The organism is Glycomyces endophyticus (assembly GCF_039531525.1).
In the GTDB taxonomy this organism is placed as follows: Bacteria; Actinomycetota; Actinomycetes; order Mycobacteriales; family Micromonosporaceae; genus Glycomyces; species Glycomyces endophyticus.
This window is the reverse complement of sequence record NZ_BAAAQF010000020.1, coordinates 13,260-33,190: the sequence shown is the minus strand read 5'-3', so window position 1 is coordinate 33,190 and position 19,931 is coordinate 13,260. Positions and strand designations below refer to the sequence as shown.

Here is a 19,931-nt window from a genome sequence, read left to right as displayed (position 1 = left end):
ACACCGGATCGAAGATCACCTATCCTATAGGATCTACGATCCATGGTCGCGCTCCGCCGTTGCCGAGGTCACCGACGCCGCCAGCTCCTCGGACTCGGCGCGTCCGAGCGCGCCGTCCGCGACCACCGTGACGATCCGGCGCCGCGGACCCTCGCCGTTCGCGACCGCGAACGGTTCGGACCAGGCCAGCGACGCCCCGACCCCGACGTAGTCGTCGCCGCGCACGAACCACGGGTCGCCCTGGGCCGCGATGTCGACGAACACGAGCGTCCACGGGTCGGGGCCGCTCGCGCTCAACGCGATCCAGCGGTCGCGGGAGCCGTGCAGCCGCGCCGCGCCCTCCGCGCCGGGACCGAGGATGCGCACGCTGCGCAGGCCCCGGCGCGCCCGCCAGAAGAAGCCCCCGTACCCGGCTCCGATGCGGCCCTTGGCACCCGGGCTCGAGAACTCCAGCGGCCCGGGCCCGGCGCTGTACAGCGCGAACCGGAAGTCGAGCGCCCACGCCCGGTCGTCCACCGGCCGCGCGGCGATCCGCCGCCGCTCCCGCAGTACCACCCTCCCGTCGGGCCCGACCCAGTGGAGCTCCTGCGCCAGGACCGCGTCGGTGCGCGCCTCCCACCGGTGGTGGCGCTGCACGCCGTGGTTCGGCAGTGGCACGGAGCCCTTGCCGCGCACGTAGGTCCGCCCGCCCCAGAAGTTCACGCCCCCCACGTCGGGCACGGCGAGGCTCGCCCCCAGATGGTGCAGGTGGTCGGGCGGCATGGCCTCGGTGACCTCGGTCCCGGCGAGCGTCCGCACGGGGTGCAGGTAGGGGCGGGGGGAGAGCAGGCTCGGCAGATGGGGCCGCCACACGTACTCCGCGACGGTGGCGCCGCCGAGGCTCAGCGGGTGCGTCTGGACGAGGGTGAGCTGCTCATCCATGGTCACCCGGCCGCGCCTCGACGATGAAGGGGCCGAAGACGGCTGCGCCGGAGGTCACGGCGGCGCCGGTGTCGCGGGCGGCGCCACCGTCGGCGGCACGGTCCTGGACGGCGCTGTTGTGGACGGCGCCGCCGCCCGCGGCGGCCGCGCCGGGTAGTCCGGCGGGGACTTCGGCCCCGGAGGCGTCGGTTCCGTGCGCGGCGACGCCGGTCGCGAACAGTCCGAGCGCAGCCCCGACCCACCGCCCTTCCTTGGCCTGGAACGGATCACCGACCGGCGTGAGCATCCCGGGGCGCGGCTCGTGCTCCGGCCCGCGGGCCGCTGCCGCCGCTCGGCCGACGCTGGGCGCTGCCACCGCCTGGCCGATGTCGGCCGCTGCTGCCGCGCCGCCGCTCAACAGGCCGGATGCCTCGCCCGCGGCGAGGCCCGGAGTCTGCGCGCTCGGCGCGCCGTCCGCGCCGGTGCCGTGCGCCGCCGCGAAGCGGCACCGCCCGCCGGGCTCGACCTCGACCGCCACCGTCACCGAACCCGTGACCTCGACCGGCGGCGCCGCATCGATCTCGACGCCGTCCTCAGCGGTGCGGTGCACGAGGAAGGTGCCGTTCTCGGTGCGCTCCAGCCCGATCCACGCGTACGCGTCCCCCACGATCGCGAGCCCGGCGCGGTCGCCGGGTGCGGCACCGTCGAGCGTCACCGTGACCTCCGCTCGCAGGTCGTCCGAGGGCAGCAGTTGTCCGAGCAGGTTCGGCAGGTACCGCAGGTCCTGCGGTCCGGGCACGCAGTTGAGCCGCAGCCCGGCCCCGACACCCGATGTCCCGGCCACTGCTCCGGCCCCGGCGCCCCGACCCCCGGCCGCCGCACCCGAATCCCCGCCCTCGCCTCCTGCCGCAACCCACCCCGCCTCCGGATTCGCCTGCCAGCTCCACTGGAGGCCGATGCCCGTCGCGAAGTCGTCCCCGGCGGCCGGGGCGTCCGCCGGCTCGCCCTGGACCGGCTTCTCATGTGACAGCACCGGCTCGCCGCCGTCGCCGATCACCGGCCAGCCGTCCTCGTCCCAGCGCAGCGGCTGCAGGTGGACCACCCGGCCCAGGAAGCCCTTGTCCTGGAAGTGCAGGAACCAGTCCGCGCCGTCCGGGGTGTCGACCCACGCGCCCTGGTGCGGACCGTTCACGGGCGTCGACCCCTGCGCGAGCACGATCCGGTCCTCGTACGGCCCGAACGGGTCCCGGGACCGGAATGCCGACTGCCAGCCATCCGTCACGCCTCCGGCGGGCGCGAAGATCCAGTACCAGCCGTCGCGCCGGTAGAACTTCGGCCCTTCGAGCGTCCGGTACCCCTCCAGCCGGTCGCCGTCGATCACGACCACGCCCTCGTCGAGCAGCTCGGTCGCGTCCGCGCTCATGCGGTGCACCGTGAGCCGGTTGTTGATCCCGGCCCGGCTCTTCGCCCAGCCGTGCACCAGGTACGCCGAGCCGTCCTCGTCCCACAGCGGGCACGGGTCGATGAGTCCCCTGCCGCCCTTGAGCAGCAGCGGCTCGGTCCACTCCCCGGCCGGGTCCTCCGCGCTCGTGACGAACAGCCCGCGGTCCGGGTCGGGGTAGACGATCCAGAAGCGGCCCGCGTGGTGGCGCAGTGCCGGGGCCCACACGCCGCCGCCGCGCTGAGGGGTCCGGAAGTCCTCCTCCGGCGCGAGCCTCGTGAGCGCGTGCCCGATCAGGGTCCAGTTCACGAGGTCGCGGCTGTGCAGGACGGGCAGGCCCGGCACCCGGTGGAAGCTCGACGCGGTCAGGTAGAAGTCGTCCCCGACCCGGACCGCGTCGGGGTCGGACCAGTCCGCGTTGAGGACCGGGTTGCGGTAGGTGCCGTCGCCGTTGTCGGCGGTCCAGGGCGAGTCCATGCGTTCCTTCTATTTGAGGCCGGTCGTGGCGATGCCCTTGACCAGGTATTTCTGTCCGGCGATGAAGAACCCGATGATCGGCGCGAGCGAGAGCACCGACATCGCGAACATCTGGCCCCACTGCGACTGGCCCTCGGAGTCCACGAATTGGCGCAGCGCCAGCGGCACCGTGTACAGCTCCGGGTCCGTCAGGTACAGCAGCGGCCCGAAGAACTCGTTCCACACCGAGATGAACGTGAAGATCGCGGTCGTCGCGAACGCCGGCCGGCACAGCGGCAGGATGATGCTCCAGAACGTGCGGAACGGCCCGCACCCGTCGATTCGGGCCGCGTCGTCGAGCTCCTGCGGGAGCTGGCGCATGAACTGCACCATCAGGAAGATGTAGAACGCGTTGGTGGCCAGGAAGTTCGGGACCAGCAGCGGGTAGTACGTGTTCAGCCAGCCGAGCTTCGCGAACAGGATGTACTGCGGGATGAGCAGCACGTGCCCCGGCAGCATCATCGTGCCGAGCATGAGCGCGAAGAACAGCTTCCGCCCGGTGAAGTGCAGCCGCGCGAACCCGTACGCCGCGAGCGAGCACGAGAACAGGTTCCCGACGATGCTGAGCACCACGATCACGATCGAGTTCGTGAAGTAGACCCCGAAGTCCCACTCCAGGGCCGTCCAGCCGTCGGCGTAGTTCGACGGGCTCCACTTCGCCGGCCACAGCGACAGGTCCGAGAAGATCAGGCCGTTCGGCTTGAGCGAGCTCGACACCAGCCACAGCAGCGGGTACATCATGAACAGGCCGATGAGGCACAGCGCCAGGTGCCTGGTGAAGCGGCTCTTGCGGCTCGAGCCGAACCGCTCGATCAGCGCGTCGTCGTCGTCGCGCCGCGCCTTCGTCGATTGCAAGGTCGTTGACATCTCCCGGCCTCAGTTGTCGTAGTTGACCCAGTACTTCGCGGAGAAGAACGTCAGGGCGGTGAACGCGGCGATGATGACCAGCAGGGTCCAGGCCATCGCCGAGGCGTAGCCCATGTTGAACTGGTTGAATCCCTGCTGGTAGAGGTACAGGTTGTAGAACAATGTGGAGTTCGCGGGGCCGCCGCCGCCGTCGTTCATCACGAAGCCCTGGGTGAACGTCTGGAACGAGGCGATGAGCGACTGGATCAGGTTGAAGAAGATGATCGGGCTCAAGAGCGGCAGCGTGATCGAGCGGAACCGGCGCCACTTCGAGGCCCCGTCGACCGCGGCCGCCTCGTAGTACATGACCGGGATCTGCCGCAGGCCGGCCAGGAAGATCACCATCGGCGACCCGAACGTCCAGATGTGCAGGATGATCAGCGTCGTCAGCGCGTAGTCCGGGTCCGAGGTCCACGCGATCGCGGGCACGCCGAACCAGCCGAGGAACGCGTTCACGATCCCGTCGAGCCCGAAGACGTAGCGCCACAGCAGGACCACGGCGACGCTCGCGCCCAGGAGCGAGGGCAGGTAGAACACGGCCCGGTACACCGGGAGCGCCCTGATGCCCTTGTTCAGGATCATCGCCACGCCCAGCGCGGCCGCCAGCGACAGCGGCACCGACACGAACGTGTAGACGAACGTGACCTGCAGCGACTTGAGCAGCACGGGGTCGCGGAACATGGCCGTGAAGTTCTCGAACCCGATCCACTTCGGAGGGTTCAAGAGGTTGTAGTCCGTGAACGCCAGGTACAGCGACGCGAAGAACGGGACGACCGTGAACAGCATCCCGATGAACCACGGCAGCAGGAACAGGTAGCCGGCGCGGTCCTTCCGCGTCCGCCGGCCCCGGCGGCGCCCCGCGGAGAGGCGTCGGTGGTCCGGGGCCGGCGGCACGTCCGCCTCCGGCATGACGGCGGTCTCGGTGCTCACCCTGCGATGGCCCCTTCGGCCTGCTCGATGAACTGCGCCGCGGCGTCGGCCGGGCTGATCCGCCCGAACTCGACCTCGACCGCGAGCGCGTCGAGGAAGTCGAAGACGGCGCTGCCGCCCGGCGGGTACAGGAGCGAGCGCGGCAGGTCCTCGCCCTGGAGCGCGATGAGGAAGTCGGTGGCGACCTGGTCGTCGGGCTCCAGCGAGGCCTTGATCTCCTCGGCCACTTCGGCGTTGGCGGGGACGCCGCGGGTGGTGCCCGTGGCGAGGGACGCCTCGGCGTCGTTGAGCAGGAAGTCGAGGAGCTTCAGGGCCTCCTCGGGGTGCTTGGAGGCGGAGGCGACCGACCACAGGTGCGGGCAGTCGACCGACTGGCCGCGGCGCGAGCCCTGGGTCTCGCCGGGCATGCGCAGCAGCGCGAGCGTCCCGCCGCACGCCTCGTTGTAGCCGAGGAAGTTGTTGGTGGGGATGATCTGCGAGGCGAGCTTGCCCTGGGCGATGTAGGACTGGTCGGCGGAGCCGCCGATGTTCTCGAAGAAGCCCGCGGGCGGGAAGCCGCCGTCCTCGCGCATCCCGTTGATGAGCTCGAACCAGGCCTGGACGGTGGCGGCGGTGACGCCGAGCCGGTCGTCCTCGGTGAAGAAGTTCTCGCCCCGCTGGCGGGTGAAGACGAGGATGTTGGCGAGGGTCTGGGCCTCGAAGCCGGTGCCGTAGACCTCGCCGCCGCTGGCGTCGGTGATCGCCTTCGCGAAGGCGGCCAGGTCGTCCCAGGACCAGGTGTCGCCGTCGGGGACCGCGACGCCGTACTGCTCGGCGAAGTCCTGGCGGACGACGAAGCCGACGGTGTTCAGGCCGGCGGGGACGCCGTAGACGCTCTCGCCGACCTCGGCGATGGTCGCGGCGTTGTCGCTGAGCCCGGAGAGGTCGAGCCGGTCGGCGTACTCGTTGAGGTCGAGGAGCGCGTCCCGGTCGGCGTACTCGCGAAGGCTGTCCATGCGCATGGCCATGAGGTCGGGCGGGTCGCCCGCGGCGAAGCGGGTGGCGAGCTTGTCCTGGTAGGGGCCGGAGTCCTGGTACTCGACCTCGATCTCGACGCCTTCGTTCTGCTCCTTGAAGAGGTCGAGGGCGGCCTGGGTCTTCTCGGCGCGGGTGGCGTCGCCCCACCAGACCATGTTGAGGGTGACGCCGTCGCCCGACTCGTCGTCACCGCCGCCGCCGAATCCGCGGCCGCAGGCGGCGAGGGCGGGCGCGGCGGCCAGGCCGAGGCCGCCGGCCTTCATGAGGTTGCGGCGGCTGACCGGCCGCCGGGGGGTGGGAGGGGTTGATGCTGTGGTCACGCTTGCGGTCCCTTCACGCGGACGTCCGTGTCCGGCGTATCGATCGGACTCGATGGTTGGGCGCTCAGGTTACGACCGGGGGCGAGGTTATGTCAAGTCATGAAAATAATTGGGTCGAGATTACGCGAATCCATTGACCATAATCAATCGACCTGCTTAGACTGCTCGCTGACGCCGCTCACCCCGAGTCGAAGGAGCCTCGCGTGACCCCTTGGAACCCATCGAGATTCAGCCGCCGCTCCCTCGGCGGGGCCGCCGCGGCGGGGGCGCTCGCCGCGGCGNCGCCGCTCACCCCGAGTCGAAGGAGCCTCGCGTGACCCCTTGGAACCCATCGAGATTCAGCCGCCGCTCCCTCGGCGCGGCCGCCGCCGCGGGGGCGCTCGCCGCGGCCCTCCCGGGCGCCGCGGAGGCCGCCGGGCCGGGCCGCTGGTCCGACTGCGCCGACGGCTTCGCGTCCCTCCCGGGCCTCGGGCGCGGGCCCACGACCGGCGGCGCCGGAGGCGCGACCGTCACCGCCACCACGCAGGCCGAGCTGACGGCGTACGTCACCGCCGAGGCGCCCTACGTGATCCGCGTGCCGAACACGATCGAGATCGCCCCGCGCGGCACGGAGCTGCGCGTCGCCTCGAACAAGACGATCGTCGGCGTCGGCACGCGCGGCGCGATCGCCGGCGGCGGCTTCTTCCTCGCCGCGGGCGTGCACAACGTGATCATCCGCAACCTGACGATCCGCGACACCCTCATGCCCGAGGACGACCCGGACGACAAGGAGTTCGACTTCGACGCGATCCAGATGGACACCGCCGACCACGTCTGGATCGACCACAACACGCTCACCCGCATGAACGACGGCCTCATCGACAGCCGCAAGGACACCACGTTCCTCACCGTCTCGTGGAACCGGCTGCACGAGAACAACAAGACCTTCGGCATCGGGTGGACCCCCAACGTCACCGCGCAGATGACCATCCACCACAACTGGTTCAAGGAGACCGTCCAGCGCAACCCCAGCGCGGACAACATCGCCAACCTGCACATGTACAACAACTACCTGCAGGACGTCGCCGCCTACGGCAACTACGTGCGCGGCTTCTCCAACGGGGTCATCGAGAACTCGTACTTCGAGCGCGTCCACAACCCGTACTACACTGTGGACGGCGAGCTGGTGGAGCGCGGGAACGTCACCGTCGACTGCACCTGGGACGAAGGCCTGATCACCTCGCAGGGCGAGGGCTTCGACCCCCGCGACTTCTACGACTACCGGCTCGACCCCGCCCGCGCGGTGCCGAGCCTCCTGAGCCGGTTCAGCGGCCCGCAGCGCAGTATTGGGACTTGAGCCGCACCACCGCTGAACTGAGGGCGGCGGCCCTGGGGTTGGGGCCGCCGCCCGTTCTCACTCCTTCGACACCCCTTGGCAGGGAGCGTCCTCGCGGCGGATGAACGCCAGCTGCGCCCGCTTCTCCCCCAGCTGGATCTCCGGCCCGAGCGTGAACCCGGTGCGCCGCATGCGGGCCGCGGCCCGCATGTTCCGCGCGTCGGGCTCCACCACGATCCGCAGGTGCGCCGGGTCGGCGAACAGGTACAGCGCGAGCACTCCCATGAGCTCCCCGGTGAACCCCGGCCGCGCCTGCCCGCGCGAGGAGGCGACCAGCAGGTGGGCGCCGATGTCGCCGGGCTGGACCTCGTAGCACTCCCCGACCGGGTCGGCGGCGGGCTCGTAGGTCTGGAAGAGCGCGATCGGCTCCCGGTCCCGCAGGACCAGGAACGCGTGGTGGGTGTCGAGGGAGTCGAGGTACTCGTAGATCTCCAGCACGTGGTCCTTCGAGTGCCCGGTCATGCCCCAGAACGTCGCGCGCTCCTCGGTGACCCAGCCGTAGATCAGGTCGAGGTCCTCGGCGGGCCGCACGGGGACGATCGCGACGCGGCCGAAGCCGCCGACCTCGTGCTCGAAGACGGGCCGGCGGTCGATCATGCGGTACTCCTCTTGCAGCTCTTGCCAGTCGGTGACGACGGGTGCGAGTTCGCCCCGCTTCCAGAGGGGGAACTGGTCGCGCTGGTGCGGCCCCGGCTCCCCCGACGCTCCGAAGGGGACGATCCAGCGGCTCGCCTCGCGGTCGGCCAGGTCCCACGCCCAGCGGGCGGCGGGTCCGCGCAGGAAGTCCTCCCCGACGCCGGCCCCGGATGCCGAGAGCACGCAGTCGGCGTCACCGGAGATCCCGCCGAGCGGGCCGACGGCCTCCTCCCCCGGCGCGGGGTCGTGCCAGGCGGTGAGCCGGTGCACGTCGCCCCAGGCCGCGGGCTCGCCCTGCGCGGCCTCCTCGACGGCGGCGGCCAGCGCGGCGTCGCGGTCCCCGTCGGCCACGAGGCCGCTCTCGAGCACGTGGCGGAGCGCGAACGCGATGCGCGGCACCAGGGCGAGCCACGGCTGGAAGAACGCGGGGTGCCAGTTCGGGTTCGCGAGCGGCGCGAACACCGGCAGCTCGGCGAGGCGGCGGACGAACGCGCGCCTGACGGCGGCGAAGGCGGCGGCGTCGGTGCTGGCGGCGTCCATGCGGCGGTCCCAGCCGAGGAGGCGCTTGCGCAGCTGCGCGGCGTCGGGGCTCAGGTCGAGGCCGGGGAGGAGGTCGAGGAGCAGCCCGGCGGTGGGCAGCCGGGTGTCGGTGTGGATGCGGGCCATGCCGTCCGCGGTCCAGTCGTCGCGCTCCTCCAGGAGGGCGCGGATGCGGTCGGCGCGGTCGGTGGAGCAGAACTCGACGCCGAGCGGGGCGGCGACCCCGCGGTCGTTCGCCATGGTCGCGATCTGTTCGACGTCCCTGCGGGGCATGGGTTTCCAGCCCTTCCAGGCATAGCGCCCGTCCCAGGCGAAGACGGGGTACCTGGTGTTCTCGGCGTCGCGCTCGGGCACCTTCCCCGCGGCGCGGTGCAGCAGGCCCCCGGCGGTGTCGGCGGCCATCACGACGTTGACGGGCAGCACCCAGTCGTCGAGGGCGGCGTCGACGTCGGCGACGGTGCGCGCCCGCAGCAGCTTGGGCAGCGTCGAGAATCCGAGGTCGGGCGCCGCGTTCACAGGCCCGCGGAGGCTGAGCGCCCCGTCGGGTCCGTCCGCGACGACGGGGCCGCGCGCGGTCTCGAGGATCTCGACGGTCTCGTCGTCGCCTCCGGCGACGGCGAAGGTCTCGGTCCAGCGCCGGACGGGCTCCCATCCGCCGGGCCCGTACGCCTCGATCGACCCGTCCATGTTCCGCCGCAGCTGCTCGCGGTACAGGTCCTGCGTGTCGGCCATGGCGTTGGTGATGCCCCACGCGACGCCGCCGGTATGTCCGAAGTGGGCGATCCCGGGGATGCCGGGCATCGCCAGGCCGACCACGTCGAACTCGTCGCAGGCGAGCCGGATCTGCTGGTAGGAGCCGGGAAGCTGGATGAACCGGTGCGGGTCGCCGGCCACGATCGCCTTCCCGGAGGCGGTCCGGTCGCCCGAGACGAGCCATCCGTTGGACCCGATCGGCTCGGGGCCGTCCATGGCGAACCGGGCCACGGCGTCCTCGCCGAGGGTGTCGCGCACGGTCTGGCGCCACAGCTTCGCGGGGAAGCCGGACCCGAACGTCAGGTGCTCGGCGTACCAGACGGCCAGCGGCGTCCAGGGCTCCCACGGGGCGACGGGCGATCCGGCGTTGACGCCGTCGACGTACGCGGCGACCCAGGCGCGGGTGTCCTCGTCCAGTGCGCCGAAGACCTCGCCCGCCTTCGCGGTGACCCGGACCTGCCGCATGAGGCGGTCCCAGTTCGCCCACTCGGGCCCGAGCAGTTCGGCGGCGGTCCCGGTGGCGCGGCGCCGCAGCCGCTCGAGCTGCCAGGCCCGGTCCGTTGCGGCGTTCCATCCCTGGGCGAAGGCCAGCGCAAGGAGGTCGGAGGCCCGCAGGTGGGGGATTCCCCAGGCGTCCCGATGACAGGAGAAGCTCATAATTAGGTTAGTCTAACCTAACCCTAGAATCACTCAAGCGAACGTTTCGAGAGGACCGGACATGGGCCACGGCTGGGAAGGCGCGGTACTGAAACTGCTGCGCGCCAAGGACTTCAAGCTCACGGTCACCGGATCCGAGCAGGTCGCGCCCCATTACCGCCGCCTCTCGTTCACCGACGGCGGACTCCTCGCCGAGGTCGGCGTCCACCCCGCGATGTGGGTCCGCCTCTGGTTCGAGCAGGACGGCAAGCCGCACCAGCGCGCCTACACCCTCGTCGACCCCGACCCGGCGACCGGCGCCTTCGACCTGGAGTTCGCCCTCCACGACGGCACCGCCAGCGACTGGTCCGAGCGGGCCCGGCCCGGCGACGTCATCGCCGCCACGGTCTACGGCACCGCCTTCACCGCCCCCGACCCCGCCCCGGAGCGCCTCCTCCTCGTCGGCGACGCCGCCTCGCTCCCCGCGATCAACTCCCTCCTCGACGCCTTCCCCGGCACCCCCGCCACGATCTGGTTCGAGACCACCTCCAACGACGACCTCCCCTTCCGCACCCGCGACGGCCACGACCTCCACCGCGTCCCCCGCGGCGACGGCACCGCCCTCGAAGCGGCGGTCCGCGCCGACCTCCCCGCCCTCGTCTCCCCGTCCACATACCTGTGGATAACCTGCGACGCCCGCACCACCCGCGCCCTGACGGCCCTGGCCCGCAAGGACCTCGCGATCCCCAAGGACCGCTTCCACGCCATGGCGTACTGGCGTCCCTGATCCCACCGACCGGTACGCCGGTCGGCGCGAGCCCCACCCCGCCTGCCTCCCGGTCGTCGAGGCGGTCCTCCGCCGCCGCTGACCGTCGACTCCGCCGCGGCTACCAGTGCCGGTTGCAGCACTCCACATGCAGCTGCGCATAAGGGTTGCGCCGATCGACGGCTCCCCGCCGGCCCATCTCGATCTCCGCGCAGCAGTGCGTGCCGGGCTGCTCGGCCAGATGCGCCGGGCAGTCCTCGGCCAGCGCCCGCACCTGCCCGCCCTCCAACTCGAACGCGGTCCGGCTCCCCACCAGGAACAACGTGTCCGCCGCGATCGTCCACCGCAGCCGATCCCGGAACTCCCGCCGCCACCGCACCTGATGCACGTTCGCCTCGTACTCGGGAAGCGCCCCGGCCGGCGCGGTCACCTTCTGCGCCCGCCCGGCCCCCAGCCTCCCCCGCACCGCCTTCCACTGCGAGGGCCTGAACCCCAGGCTGTGGTGCAGCAGCACCAGATCGAGCTTCCGCCCGCCGTACTCCGCCCCGCACTCGGCGGCGCTCTCCCGCAGCGGCAGGTACACCAGGCTCCGCGGCGACCTCGACGCCAGCCACCAGGCGATCGCGAGATCGACAGTCCCCTGCCTGTCCACGGACAACTGCGCCCCGAGCCGCCCTTCGTGAAGCACCAGATGCCCGACCCTCACCGCCCGCACCACCCGAAACCGCTCCACCCCAAGCCGCACCTCATCGACGACGACCCGCCACTCACGCCCCTCCAGCCGCACCGTTCTCCCTCTTCACCCGAAACTCGATGCGCTCCCCCTTGAACAGCGCGGACGGACTGACCTCGTCCTCCCACTCGGTCTCCTGCCACCAGCGCGGATGCTGCCAAGTCTGGATCAGCTCGCCCACGGGTGCGCCGTCCACGAGCACCGTCCAGCGCCGAGTGCCGCCGGGGACCGCGGGAAGCACCTGATTCCCGACGACCGTGCCCAGGACCTCGGCAATGCTGAGCGGTTCCTCCACTCGCACCGCGACCTCGACCTGGTCGGTGTCGTCCTCCCGGTCGGTGACATACCAGAGCCGCACGGAGTCCGATCCGCTGATGCCGGGACGGGGCGGCAACGGCTTCGGTGTCCGGTGCTTGAAGTAGAGCATCCAGGGGAGCAGCTGGAAGACGGCCCACTTTGCGAAGTAGGAGATCGTCCCTGCCTCGAGTCCGTTGCTTCTCACCAAGTCCAGCGACAGCAAGGTTGCGAGGAGGGCGACGACAGGTTGCAGCACCACGATGATCTCGAAGCCCGGCTGGATGCCGTGCCATCGCCTCCCGGATCCCGCTGACCCGGAAATACCATCGACCACCCCCTTCCAGGAGAAGACGATGAGGAAGAACGCCCCCGTTTCGAGGTAGATCAAGCCACTCGACCACCAGGTCATCAAGTCCGATCCGCTGTCGTCGAGCCACACGATGAGCAGCAGATTCGGGTACATGGCGACGACGATCGCCGAACTCCACAGGCACAGCGGCCCGAAGCGGCGCAAGCCTGGCTTCACCACCTCGTCCATCAGCAGAGTTCCCCTCGGGAGACGGTCAGCTGGGCGTTCACCCTCGGCTCGGTCCCGACGATCGACGCCGCCATCAGTCTCACCGGGCACTCCCGCGCGATCGTGACGGCGATCCCTCCCACTTCCGTGCTCGGCGAGGACAGGGTGTCGCCGACCCACTCGGCTACGGCGTCCGGATCGATCTCCGCGATCTCCGCCGAGGTGATGCAGGTGGAGAAGAACCGTGAACTGATGTCGAGTTCGTCGAGGCCCGCTGCATGGCAGGCGAACCAGGAGATCTCCGTGCCCTCGAAGCCGATGACCGCGGTCAGCCGGAGACTCCCATCGTCAGTGTGCCCCTCCATGTATCCCGTGTACTCGCCGTCGAAGGACAGCAGATCCTGCGGCCGGTCGACCAGGAGCTCGTCGCGGCTCGTCCACTCCAGTCCGAGCGGTTCGAGGGCGGCCTGCCAGGACTCGACCGTCACGTCGGTCGGCAGCTCGCCCTCGAGATCGGGGCGGACGATGTCGCCGACGGTCAGCGGGCGGTTCAGCACCTGCTGCTCGTGGAGTCGCAGGCCGGCTCCCGTCAGGAGGAAGGCGAGCGAGACGACCGCGAAGACCGCCACGGGCACGCGGTGCGGCACCGAGTCCGCGAACTTGAAGCGGACGAACACCGCACCCATCGCGATCACGAAGAGGGCGATGCCGATGAACGGCGCGAATTCGCGCAGCGTCGTCACGACGCCGCCTTGGGTACGGGCGGCAGGAATATGGGGTTGTGCATGGGGGCAGGGGCTTTCAGTTGTGGGCCGGTAGTCGCGCTCAGTCTAGTTCCGCCCCGCGCTCAGCGCGGTACCGCTGGTCAGGCGGGGAGTATCCGACCCATTCGCACGGGGACACCACCCAGCCGGTTCCCGCAGCGGTGCCGCCGTACTTCGGTCGGTTATCGGGGGGCGCGGACGGCGCTAGGAGTATGACTCCACTAGGGACTGTCGGTGCTGCCGAGCCTGCTTCGGCATGCGCCAACCCACGACGCCGGTGATGCGGCCCGCGGAGCGGTACGCGGCGACGAAGCGGCGAGCGGCCGGGTCGCCTTCGAGGACCTCGAGTTCGCCGCCGACCGAAGGCAGGCCGTAGACCTGGATCTTCGCGTCGAACTGGTCGGTCCAGAAGTAGGGCACCGGCGTGTACGGCAGATCGGCGCCGAGGATGTTCGCGGCCACCGCGGCGGCCTGCTCGGTGGCATTGGTGCGGTTCTCCAGGCGCAGCGAGCGCCCGAGCCCCTGGTGGTGCCAGCGCGCGACGTCGCCGACGGCCCAGATGCTTTCGGCGGCAAGGCAGTTCGCGTCGCACACGATGCCGTTGCCGATCCGCAGGCCGCTCCCGGAGAGCCACTCGGTGACCGGGAGGGACCCGATGGAGACGACCACGGCGTCGGCCGGGAGGATCTCGCCGGTCTCCAGGCGGACGCCGGTCACGCGCCCGTCGCGCTCCTCCAGACCCGCGACCCCGACGCCGGGGCGGAGCCCGACCCCTCGCTCGGTGTGCAGCTCGGCGAGGTACTTCGCGACGGCGGTCCCGAGCTGCGTCGCCATCGGTGCGGCCTGCGGGCCGACCAGGGTGGTGTCGGGTCCGAGTCCCGAAGCGGTGGCGGCGATCTCGGCGCCGAGGACGCCGTCGCCGACGACCACGAGGCGCCGGGCTCCGGCGAGCTCGCCCTTGAGCCGGAGCGCGTCCTCCATGGTGCGCAGGACGTGGACGCCGCCGAGCCCGGCGGCCCCGGGGAGGTGCCGGGCGCGGATGCCGGTGGCGATGACCACGGCGTCGGCGGTGATGACGCGGCCGGTCTCGGTGGTGACGGCGCGGGCGGCGGCGTCGAGCCCGGTGGCGGCCTCGCCGAGCGCGATCTCGGCGTCGAGGGCGGCGAGCACGGTCTCGGGCCGCAGCTGCGCGCGCCGCGGGTCCCACTGGCCGGAGAGGACCTGTTTGGACAGAGGCGGCCGGTCGTACGGCAGGTGCGGTTCGGCACCGAGGAGCGTCAGCTTCCCGGTGAAGCCCTTGCGGCGCAGCGCTTCGGCGGTGGCGAGCCCGGCCGCGGAGGCGCCGACGACGAGGACGCTCGACACCGGGGCGCCGGGACCGCGCAGGGCCGCGGCGGTCCCTGCGTTCCCGGCGCCGCCCGGGGCCGCACCGGAATCTCCCGGGCCTGCGGCGCTGCCGGGGACTGCCGGCGCCCCGGTCACGCGGCCTCGTCCACGTCGATGGCGAGGGCGGGGCAGACGCTGGCGGCCTCGCGTACGGACTCGTGGTGCTCGGCGGCGGGGGCGGGTTCGAGGAGGACGACGATGCCGTCCTCGTCGCGCTGGTCGAACACGTCGGGTGCGACGAGCACGCACGATCCGGCGCCGCAGCACTTGTCCTCGTCGACGGTGATCCTCATGGCGGTAACTCCCTCAGTTCGGTGTACTCGGCCTGGAGCAGGCCGACGATGGCGTCGACGAGCCCGAGTCCGGCTTCGTGCCAGGTGTCCCTGGCGGTGGCGGCCCCGGCCGCGATCCGGGCCTCGCGGGCGGCGGGGACGATGACGGCGAGCTGGCGGACCATGTCGTCGCGCTCGGCGCGCACGTCGGCGGGCAGGTGGGGCAGGCAGGCGTCGAGGCCGGCGGTGACGCGGCGCAGCGAGGGCGCCTCCATGGCCTCGTCGGCGATGACCTCGCGCATGGCGGGGTCGGAGAGGGCCTGGGAGGCGAAGCGCGCGAACCAGGTCGGCCCGCCGAGGGAGCCGAGGTGGTCCATGGTGGGCATGACGAAGCAGGCGACCCAGTCGCGCAGCGCCGGTTCGGGGCCGAGGCGTTCGAGCCGTTCGATGCGCAGCCGCTCGATGTCGTCCATGTGCTTGGCGATGACGGCGCGCACGAGGTCGGCCTTGGTCCCGAAGTGGTAGCCGACGGCGGTGTTGTTGCCCTGACCGGCCGCCTCGGAGATCTGGCGGTTGGAGACGGCGGCGACGCCCTGCTCGGCGATGAGCCGTTCGGCTGCGGTGATGATGGCCTCGCGGGTCGCGGCGACCCGCGTGGCCCTGGTGCTGGTGCTCATGTCCGCCACCGTACGGGGACGGCGGCCATGCCTCCGACCAGGAGTCCTTCCACCCGCTGGAGGTCCTCGGGGTCGACGGCGAGTTCGAGGGAGGGCAGTCGGCGCAGGAGCACTTCGAGCGCGACCTGGAGTTCGGTGCGGGCGAGGGCCTGCCCGAGGCAGGAGTGCGCGCCGGCGCCGAAGGCCAGGTGGGGGTTGGGGGTGCGGGCGAGGTCCATCTCGGCGGCGCCCTCGAACGCGTCCTCGTCGCGGTTGGCGGCGGCCATGGAGCAGACGACGGTCGTCCCCGGTTCGATGACGGCGCCGCCGACCTCGAACTCCCGGTCGATGTAGCGGACCATGCCGAACCCGGCGTTGACGTCCATGCGCAGCGTCTCCTCGACGGCGGTGCGCACGAGCTTCGGGTCGGCGAGGAGGGCCTCCCAGCGGGCGCGGTCGGCCAGGAGCATGGCGGCCATCTTGCCGATCATGTTGGCGGTGGTCTCATGCCCGGCGACGAGGAGGCCCTGGCCGGTGGCGATGATCTCGGCGTCCGACATGCCGGAGCCGGTCGCGAGCTCGGAGAGGAGGTCGTCGCCGGGGTCGGCGCGCTTGGCGGCGAGGTGCCCGGCCATGTAGCGATGGAACTCGGTCTGGGCGGCGGTGATCTCGTCGCGGGTGTACCGGGTCATGCTCAGGAGCGTGTCGGACCAGTAGGCGAACCGGTCGCGGTCGGCCTCGGGGACGCCGAGGATCTCGCAGATGACCCAGACCGGCAGCGGGAACCCGAAGGCGGCCTTGAGGTCGGCGGTGTCGCCCGCGGCGGTCATCTCGTCGACGAGCCGGTCGGCCATCGCGGTGATTCCGGGGCGCAGCGCGGCCATGCGCTTGGCGGTGAACCACTTGTTGAGGGTGCGGCGCCACACCAGGTGGGCCTCGCCGTGCTGCGGGAGGACACTCGCCATCTGGGAGTCGAGGACGCCGCCGGACTCCTCGCTGACGCGGGCGCTGTCGCCGTCCGGAGAGGTGCGGGTGAAGCGCGGGTCGGCGAGAGTGGCCTTGACGTCGGCGTAGCGGGTGAGGAGCGTCGCGTCGTCGCCGGAGACGAACGTCACGTGGGCGACGGGACAGGTGCCCCTGAGCTCGGCCCATGCCGTCGGCGGCTCGAGCGCGGAGTCGCCGGTGATGGGGTATCGAAGGGCGGCGTGCTCGGACATGTGGTCCTCCTGACGGATCGACGGCAGTTCGATTTGCCCACCATTCAACCGCCGGGAGTACAGTAAGTCAAGCAGCTGACTTAAAATATTTCGGGTCACATGCACTACCAGGATGGAAACCACCGCCGATGACTCAGAACACCACCGATCCGGACGTCTCGCCGTCCCGCTCCAACCGCATCATCGCGGTCCTCGCCTTCTCGGGGATCGTCGTCTCGCTCATGCAGACCTTCGTGATCCCGCTCCTGCCCGAGCTGCCGGCGCTGCTCGGCGCCTCGGTCGGCGACACCTCGTGGGCGGTCACCGCGACCCTCCTCGCCTCCGCCGTCGCGGTGCCCGTCGTGGGCCGCCTGGGCGACATGTTCGGCAAGCGGCGCATGCTCCTGGTCAGCCTCGTGCTGCTGACGGTCGGCTCGGTCGTCGCCGCACTGAGCACGAACCTCGCCGCATTCCTCACCGGCCGCGCGGTCCAGGGCCTCGCCGCGGGCGTGATCCCCTTGGGCATCAGCATCATGCGCGACGAGCTGCCGAAGGCGAAGCTCGCCTCCGCGATGGCCCTCATGAGCGCCTCGCTCGGCATCGGCGGCGCTCTCGGGCTCCCCGCGGCCGCGCTCCTGGCCGACCACACCGACTGGCACGTCCTCTTCTGGGTCGCCTCCGGCGCCGGCCTGCTGTGCCTGCTCCTGGTCGCCGCGATCGTCCCCGAGTCCGGCGTGAAGTCGGGCGGCAGGTTCGACCCCGTCGGCGCGGCCGGGCTCTCCGCGGGCCTCCTCGCCCTGCTCCTCGCCGTCTCCAAGGGCGCCGACTGGGGCTGGACCGACCCGCTCACGCTGGGCCTCGGCGGCGGCGCCGTCGTGGTCCTCCTCGCCTGGGGCGCCTGGGAACTGCGCACCCCGCAGCCCCTCGTCGACCTGCGCACCACCGCCCGCCGCCAGGTCCTCCTCACCGACCTCGCCTCGGTCGTGTTCGGCTTCGCGATGCTCGCGATGTCGCTGGTCCTGCCGCAGCTGCTCCAGCTCCCGGAGGCCACCGGCGTCGGCTTCGGCCAGTCGATGCTCACCGTCGGCCTCGTCATGATGCCCTCCGGGATCGTCATGATGGCGATGTCGCCGGTCTCGGCGCGGATCACGAACGCGAAGGGCCCCAAGGTCACCCTGATGGCCGGCGCGGTCGTGGTCGCCGTCGCGTACGGCCTCGGCGCGTTCCTCATGGCCGAGATCTGGCAGCTCGTCCTCGTCGCCACCCTCATGGGCGCCGGCATGGGACTCGCCTACGGGGCCATGCCCGCGCTCATCATGGACGCCACGCCGGTCCACGAGACCGCGGCCGCGAACAGCCTGAACACGCTCATGCGCTCGATCGGCACCTCGATCTCCAGCGCCATCGCGGGCGTCGTCCTCGCCCATGTCACCGTCGACTTCGCCGGGACGGCCGTGCCCTCCAAGGACGCGTTCCAGATCATCTTCCTGATCGCCGCGTTCGCCTCCGTCGCCGCGCTCGCCATCGCGGCGTTCCTGCCGGGGCGCGCCGTCGAGACGGCCGACGCCGAGCCCGAACTCGTCCGCGCCGCGGCCTGATCGGAGGCGGTCGGGGCTCTACCGTGGACGGCGACAGTGCAGTCGTCGAGAGGAGAGCCATGTCGAGCCCGGCCGAGATCAAGGCCCAGATCCAAGGCGCGATCGAGCAGGTCCAGGAGGCCATGGGCGCCGTCGGCGGCGCCCAGGACCGGGCCGACGGCGCGATAGGCGCCGGCACCGCCGCCACCCAGGACACCGCGAGCTCGCTTCCGGGCGAGGCGCTCTCGCAGTGGCGCCAGGCGAAGGACCGGCTCGACGAGGCCGTCACCCTCTTCCAGGGCGGATCGGACTCCTTGGAGCAGTACGCGAACACGATCTGATCACAAGAGAGCGGGCCCGGCATCTGCCGGGCCCGAGCTCGCTATTTCGTTTTGTAGACTTTGCTTCTGTGATCGACATCCAGCACGATTACGACCAATCTTCCATCGTGAATCTCGTAGACGATACGCCAGTCACCGACTCTGATTCGCCATTCGTTGCTGCCGCCCTTGAGCTTCTTGACACCGTCTGGGCGGGGATTGGTTCTCAGCTTGTCGACAGCAAGGAGTATTCGCTTCTGCACCTGCTTATCGAGTTTGCTCAATCCCTTGCTGGCCTCTTCGGAGAAGTCGATACGGTACCGCTCCTCAGCCACGGAGATCCTCGCCGAAGTCCTCCTTGTACTGGGCGAGCACCTCTTCGAACGTCACATAGGGCTTGTCGCCCTGTGCAACCCTCGCCTCCTCTGCAAGCTTCAGCAGATAGGCGTCCTCGTCGTCTTCGAGCTTCTCGGCCTCGTCGACCGGCACCACGGCGGCGATGCGCTTCCCCGCGCGCGTGATGATCGTCCGGGCGCCGGTGTAGGCGGTCTCGTTCAGGACGTCCGCGAGATGAAGCCGCAGGTCACCGACCGATATCTCTTTCATGACATCAACCATGCCACAACCGTATGACTTGTACAAGCCGTACTCGTGTCACGACATGCGCCGAGTATTCGTCTTTTTCGTGACCACCGTCACCGAGCGGGTTAGGCCGGGCGGCGAGAAGGGTCGCCTGGCCGCGCGGCCGCCGCCGAGCCTCGGTGCAGATCGACCCGCACGATCCGGTCCGGCTCACCGTCGGCCTGTGCCACGAGCGACCCGTCCGGGGCCCACACGGCCGATCCGCCCGAGGCGTCCGGGTAGTCGCTGCCGGGACCGGCGAAGCAGCTCAGGGCGACCCACACGCCGTACTCGGCCGCCAGCTTCGGCATCCGGGCGTCGCGGACCGCCGCGCCCTCGGGGTCGTGCAGGTTCCCGCCGACGTACGCGTCGATGCCGAGGGCCGCCGTCGCCTCGATGTGGGCGTCGATCTTCGAGTCCCGGCAGATCGCCAGGCCGAGGCGCCAGCCGTCGACGTCCAGCACCGCGGCGCAGGGCCCGGCGGCGAAGCGCCCGGGTTCGTCGCCGCCGGGGAACATCTTGCGGTACACCGGCACCGCGCCATCGGCGTCGAAGCGGACCGTCGCGATGAACTCCCGCCCGTCCTCCAGGAGTGGCGCGCCCGCGAGCGCGATGCTCCCGGTCTCGGCGCAGGCGTCGACGATCACGGCCAGCGCCGGGTCGGCGAGGTCGACGGTCGGGGCGGCCATCGCGTAGGAGGACAGCGAGAGTTCGGGGAAGACCACGACGCGGGCCCCGGCGGCGCGGATCGCGGCCGCGTGCGCGGCGGCGTTCCCTGCCACGTCACCGGGCCGCAGGTCGGGCTGAGCGAGCGCGATCGACAAGGGTGCTTTCGGCGAGGGTGCGTTCATACCGG

At 71.2% G+C, this 19,931-nt stretch carries 20 protein-coding genes; 4 read left to right on the top strand and 16 right to left on the bottom strand.

Annotated features, from left to right (window positions below):
- Nucleotides 1-33 precede the first annotated feature (33 nt).
- From ABD419_RS20315 to ABD419_RS20295, 5 genes are read right to left on the bottom strand one after another with little or no spacing between them, the layout of a single operon-like run.
- On the bottom strand, nt 34-921 hold the full coding sequence (locus tag ABD419_RS20315) for a DUF6807 domain-containing protein (protein WP_344490339.1): 888 nt from the start codon (nt 919-921) through the stop codon (nt 34-36).
- Complete coding sequence (locus ABD419_RS20310; protein ID WP_344490309.1) at nt 914-2,818, bottom strand: glycoside hydrolase family 43 protein; 1,905 nt, start codon at nt 2,816-2,818, stop codon at nt 914-916. The genes ABD419_RS20315 and ABD419_RS20310 overlap by 8 nt, the downstream gene beginning before the upstream one ends.
- Before the next feature lie 9 nt (nt 2,819-2,827).
- Nucleotides 2,828-3,724 (bottom strand): carbohydrate ABC transporter permease, encoded by an 897-nt coding sequence (locus ABD419_RS20305; protein ID WP_425556138.1) that lies wholly within the window; start codon nt 3,722-3,724, stop codon nt 2,828-2,830.
- Between the two features lie 9 nt (nt 3,725-3,733).
- Entirely contained in the window at nt 3,734-4,672 is a 939-nt protein-coding gene (locus tag ABD419_RS20300; RefSeq protein ID WP_425556139.1) for a carbohydrate ABC transporter permease, read from the bottom strand.
- Between the two features lie 17 nt (nt 4,673-4,689).
- Nucleotides 4,690-6,030 (bottom strand): ABC transporter substrate-binding protein, encoded by a 1,341-nt coding sequence (locus ABD419_RS20295; RefSeq protein ID WP_344490304.1) that lies wholly within the window; start codon nt 6,028-6,030, stop codon nt 4,690-4,692.
- A gap of 313 nt (nt 6,031-6,343) precedes the next feature.
- Between ABD419_RS20295 and ABD419_RS20290 the strand changes: the two genes are divergently transcribed.
- Nucleotides 6,344-7,366: a pectate lyase family protein gene (locus ABD419_RS20290; protein ID WP_344490302.1), complete on the top strand. Its 1,023-nt coding sequence runs from the start codon at nt 6,344-6,346 to the stop codon at nt 7,364-7,366.
- A gap of 57 nt (nt 7,367-7,423) precedes the next feature.
- Here the strand turns inward: ABD419_RS20290 and ABD419_RS20285 are convergent, their stop codons facing one another.
- The gene (locus ABD419_RS20285) at nt 7,424-9,991 is read right to left on the bottom strand and encodes a GNAT family N-acetyltransferase (protein WP_344490299.1); all 2,568 of its coding nucleotides are present in this window, start codon (nt 9,989-9,991) and stop codon (nt 7,424-7,426) included.
- Nucleotides 9,992-10,052: 61 nt separating this feature from the next.
- Here ABD419_RS20285 and ABD419_RS20280 point away from each other — a divergent pair, with 61 nt between their 5' ends.
- Nucleotides 10,053-10,757 carry a siderophore-interacting protein gene (locus ABD419_RS20280; protein ID WP_344490297.1) on the top strand — a complete coding sequence of 235 codons (705 nt, stop codon included), beginning with the start codon at nt 10,053-10,055 and terminating at the stop codon, nt 10,755-10,757.
- Nucleotides 10,758-10,857: 100 nt separating this feature from the next.
- On the opposite strand, the gene ABD419_RS20275 is transcribed toward ABD419_RS20280, so the two are convergent.
- From ABD419_RS20275 to ABD419_RS20245, 7 genes are all read right to left on the bottom strand, one after another.
- A complete protein-coding gene (locus tag ABD419_RS20275) occupies nt 10,858-11,523 on the bottom strand; it encodes a hypothetical protein (protein WP_344490295.1) in 666 nt (221 codons plus the stop codon).
- Nucleotides 11,504-12,304 carry a hypothetical protein gene (locus ABD419_RS20270; RefSeq protein WP_344490293.1) on the bottom strand — a complete coding sequence of 267 codons (801 nt, stop codon included), beginning with the start codon at nt 12,302-12,304 and terminating at the stop codon, nt 11,504-11,506. The genes ABD419_RS20275 and ABD419_RS20270 overlap by 20 nt, the downstream gene beginning before the upstream one ends.
- Nucleotides 12,304-13,026: a hypothetical protein gene (locus ABD419_RS20265; RefSeq protein ID WP_344490291.1), complete on the bottom strand. Its 723-nt coding sequence runs from the start codon at nt 13,024-13,026 to the stop codon at nt 12,304-12,306. Before ABD419_RS20265 ends, ABD419_RS20270 begins: the two co-directional genes overlap by 1 nt.
- Nucleotides 13,027-13,251: 225 nt before the next feature.
- Nucleotides 13,252-14,412 carry an NAD(P)/FAD-dependent oxidoreductase gene (locus ABD419_RS20260; RefSeq protein WP_344490288.1) on the bottom strand — a complete coding sequence of 387 codons (1,161 nt, stop codon included), beginning with the start codon at nt 14,410-14,412 and terminating at the stop codon, nt 13,252-13,254.
- Between the two features lie 113 nt (nt 14,413-14,525).
- A complete protein-coding gene (locus ABD419_RS20255) occupies nt 14,526-14,726 on the bottom strand; it encodes a ferredoxin (protein ID WP_344490286.1) in 201 nt (66 codons plus the stop codon).
- Nucleotides 14,723-15,382, bottom strand: a complete 660-nt coding sequence (locus tag ABD419_RS20250) for a TetR/AcrR family transcriptional regulator (RefSeq protein ID WP_344490283.1) — start codon at nt 15,380-15,382, stop codon at nt 14,723-14,725. The genes ABD419_RS20255 and ABD419_RS20250 overlap by 4 nt, the downstream gene beginning before the upstream one ends.
- Nucleotides 15,379-16,578 carry a cytochrome P450 gene (locus tag ABD419_RS20245; protein WP_344490281.1) on the bottom strand — a complete coding sequence of 400 codons (1,200 nt, stop codon included), beginning with the start codon at nt 16,576-16,578 and terminating at the stop codon, nt 15,379-15,381. The genes ABD419_RS20250 and ABD419_RS20245 overlap by 4 nt, the downstream gene beginning before the upstream one ends.
- Before the next feature lie 128 nt (nt 16,579-16,706).
- Between ABD419_RS20245 and ABD419_RS20240 the strand changes: the two genes are divergently transcribed.
- Nucleotides 16,707-18,155, top strand: coding sequence for an MFS transporter (locus ABD419_RS20240; RefSeq protein ID WP_344490279.1), 1,449 nt, complete (start codon nt 16,707-16,709; stop codon nt 18,153-18,155).
- A 59-nt stretch (nt 18,156-18,214) separates the two neighbouring features.
- Nucleotides 18,215-18,475, top strand: coding sequence for a hypothetical protein (locus ABD419_RS20235; protein WP_344490277.1), 261 nt, complete (start codon nt 18,215-18,217; stop codon nt 18,473-18,475).
- Nucleotides 18,476-18,516: 41 nt separating this feature from the next.
- Here ABD419_RS20235 and ABD419_RS20230 read toward each other — a convergent pair whose 3' ends face one another.
- From ABD419_RS20230 to ABD419_RS20220, 3 genes are all read right to left on the bottom strand, one after another.
- Nucleotides 18,517-18,789: a type II toxin-antitoxin system RelE family toxin gene (locus tag ABD419_RS20230; RefSeq protein WP_344490274.1), complete on the bottom strand. Its 273-nt coding sequence runs from the start codon at nt 18,787-18,789 to the stop codon at nt 18,517-18,519.
- Nucleotides 18,782-19,072, bottom strand: a complete 291-nt coding sequence (locus tag ABD419_RS20225) for a type II toxin-antitoxin system Phd/YefM family antitoxin (RefSeq protein ID WP_344490271.1) — start codon at nt 19,070-19,072, stop codon at nt 18,782-18,784. The genes ABD419_RS20230 and ABD419_RS20225 overlap by 8 nt, the downstream gene beginning before the upstream one ends.
- Before the next feature lie 89 nt (nt 19,073-19,161).
- A complete protein-coding gene (locus ABD419_RS20220) occupies nt 19,162-19,926 on the bottom strand; it encodes a carbon-nitrogen hydrolase family protein (protein ID WP_344490268.1) in 765 nt (254 codons plus the stop codon).
- Nucleotides 19,927-19,931 lie beyond the last annotated feature (5 nt).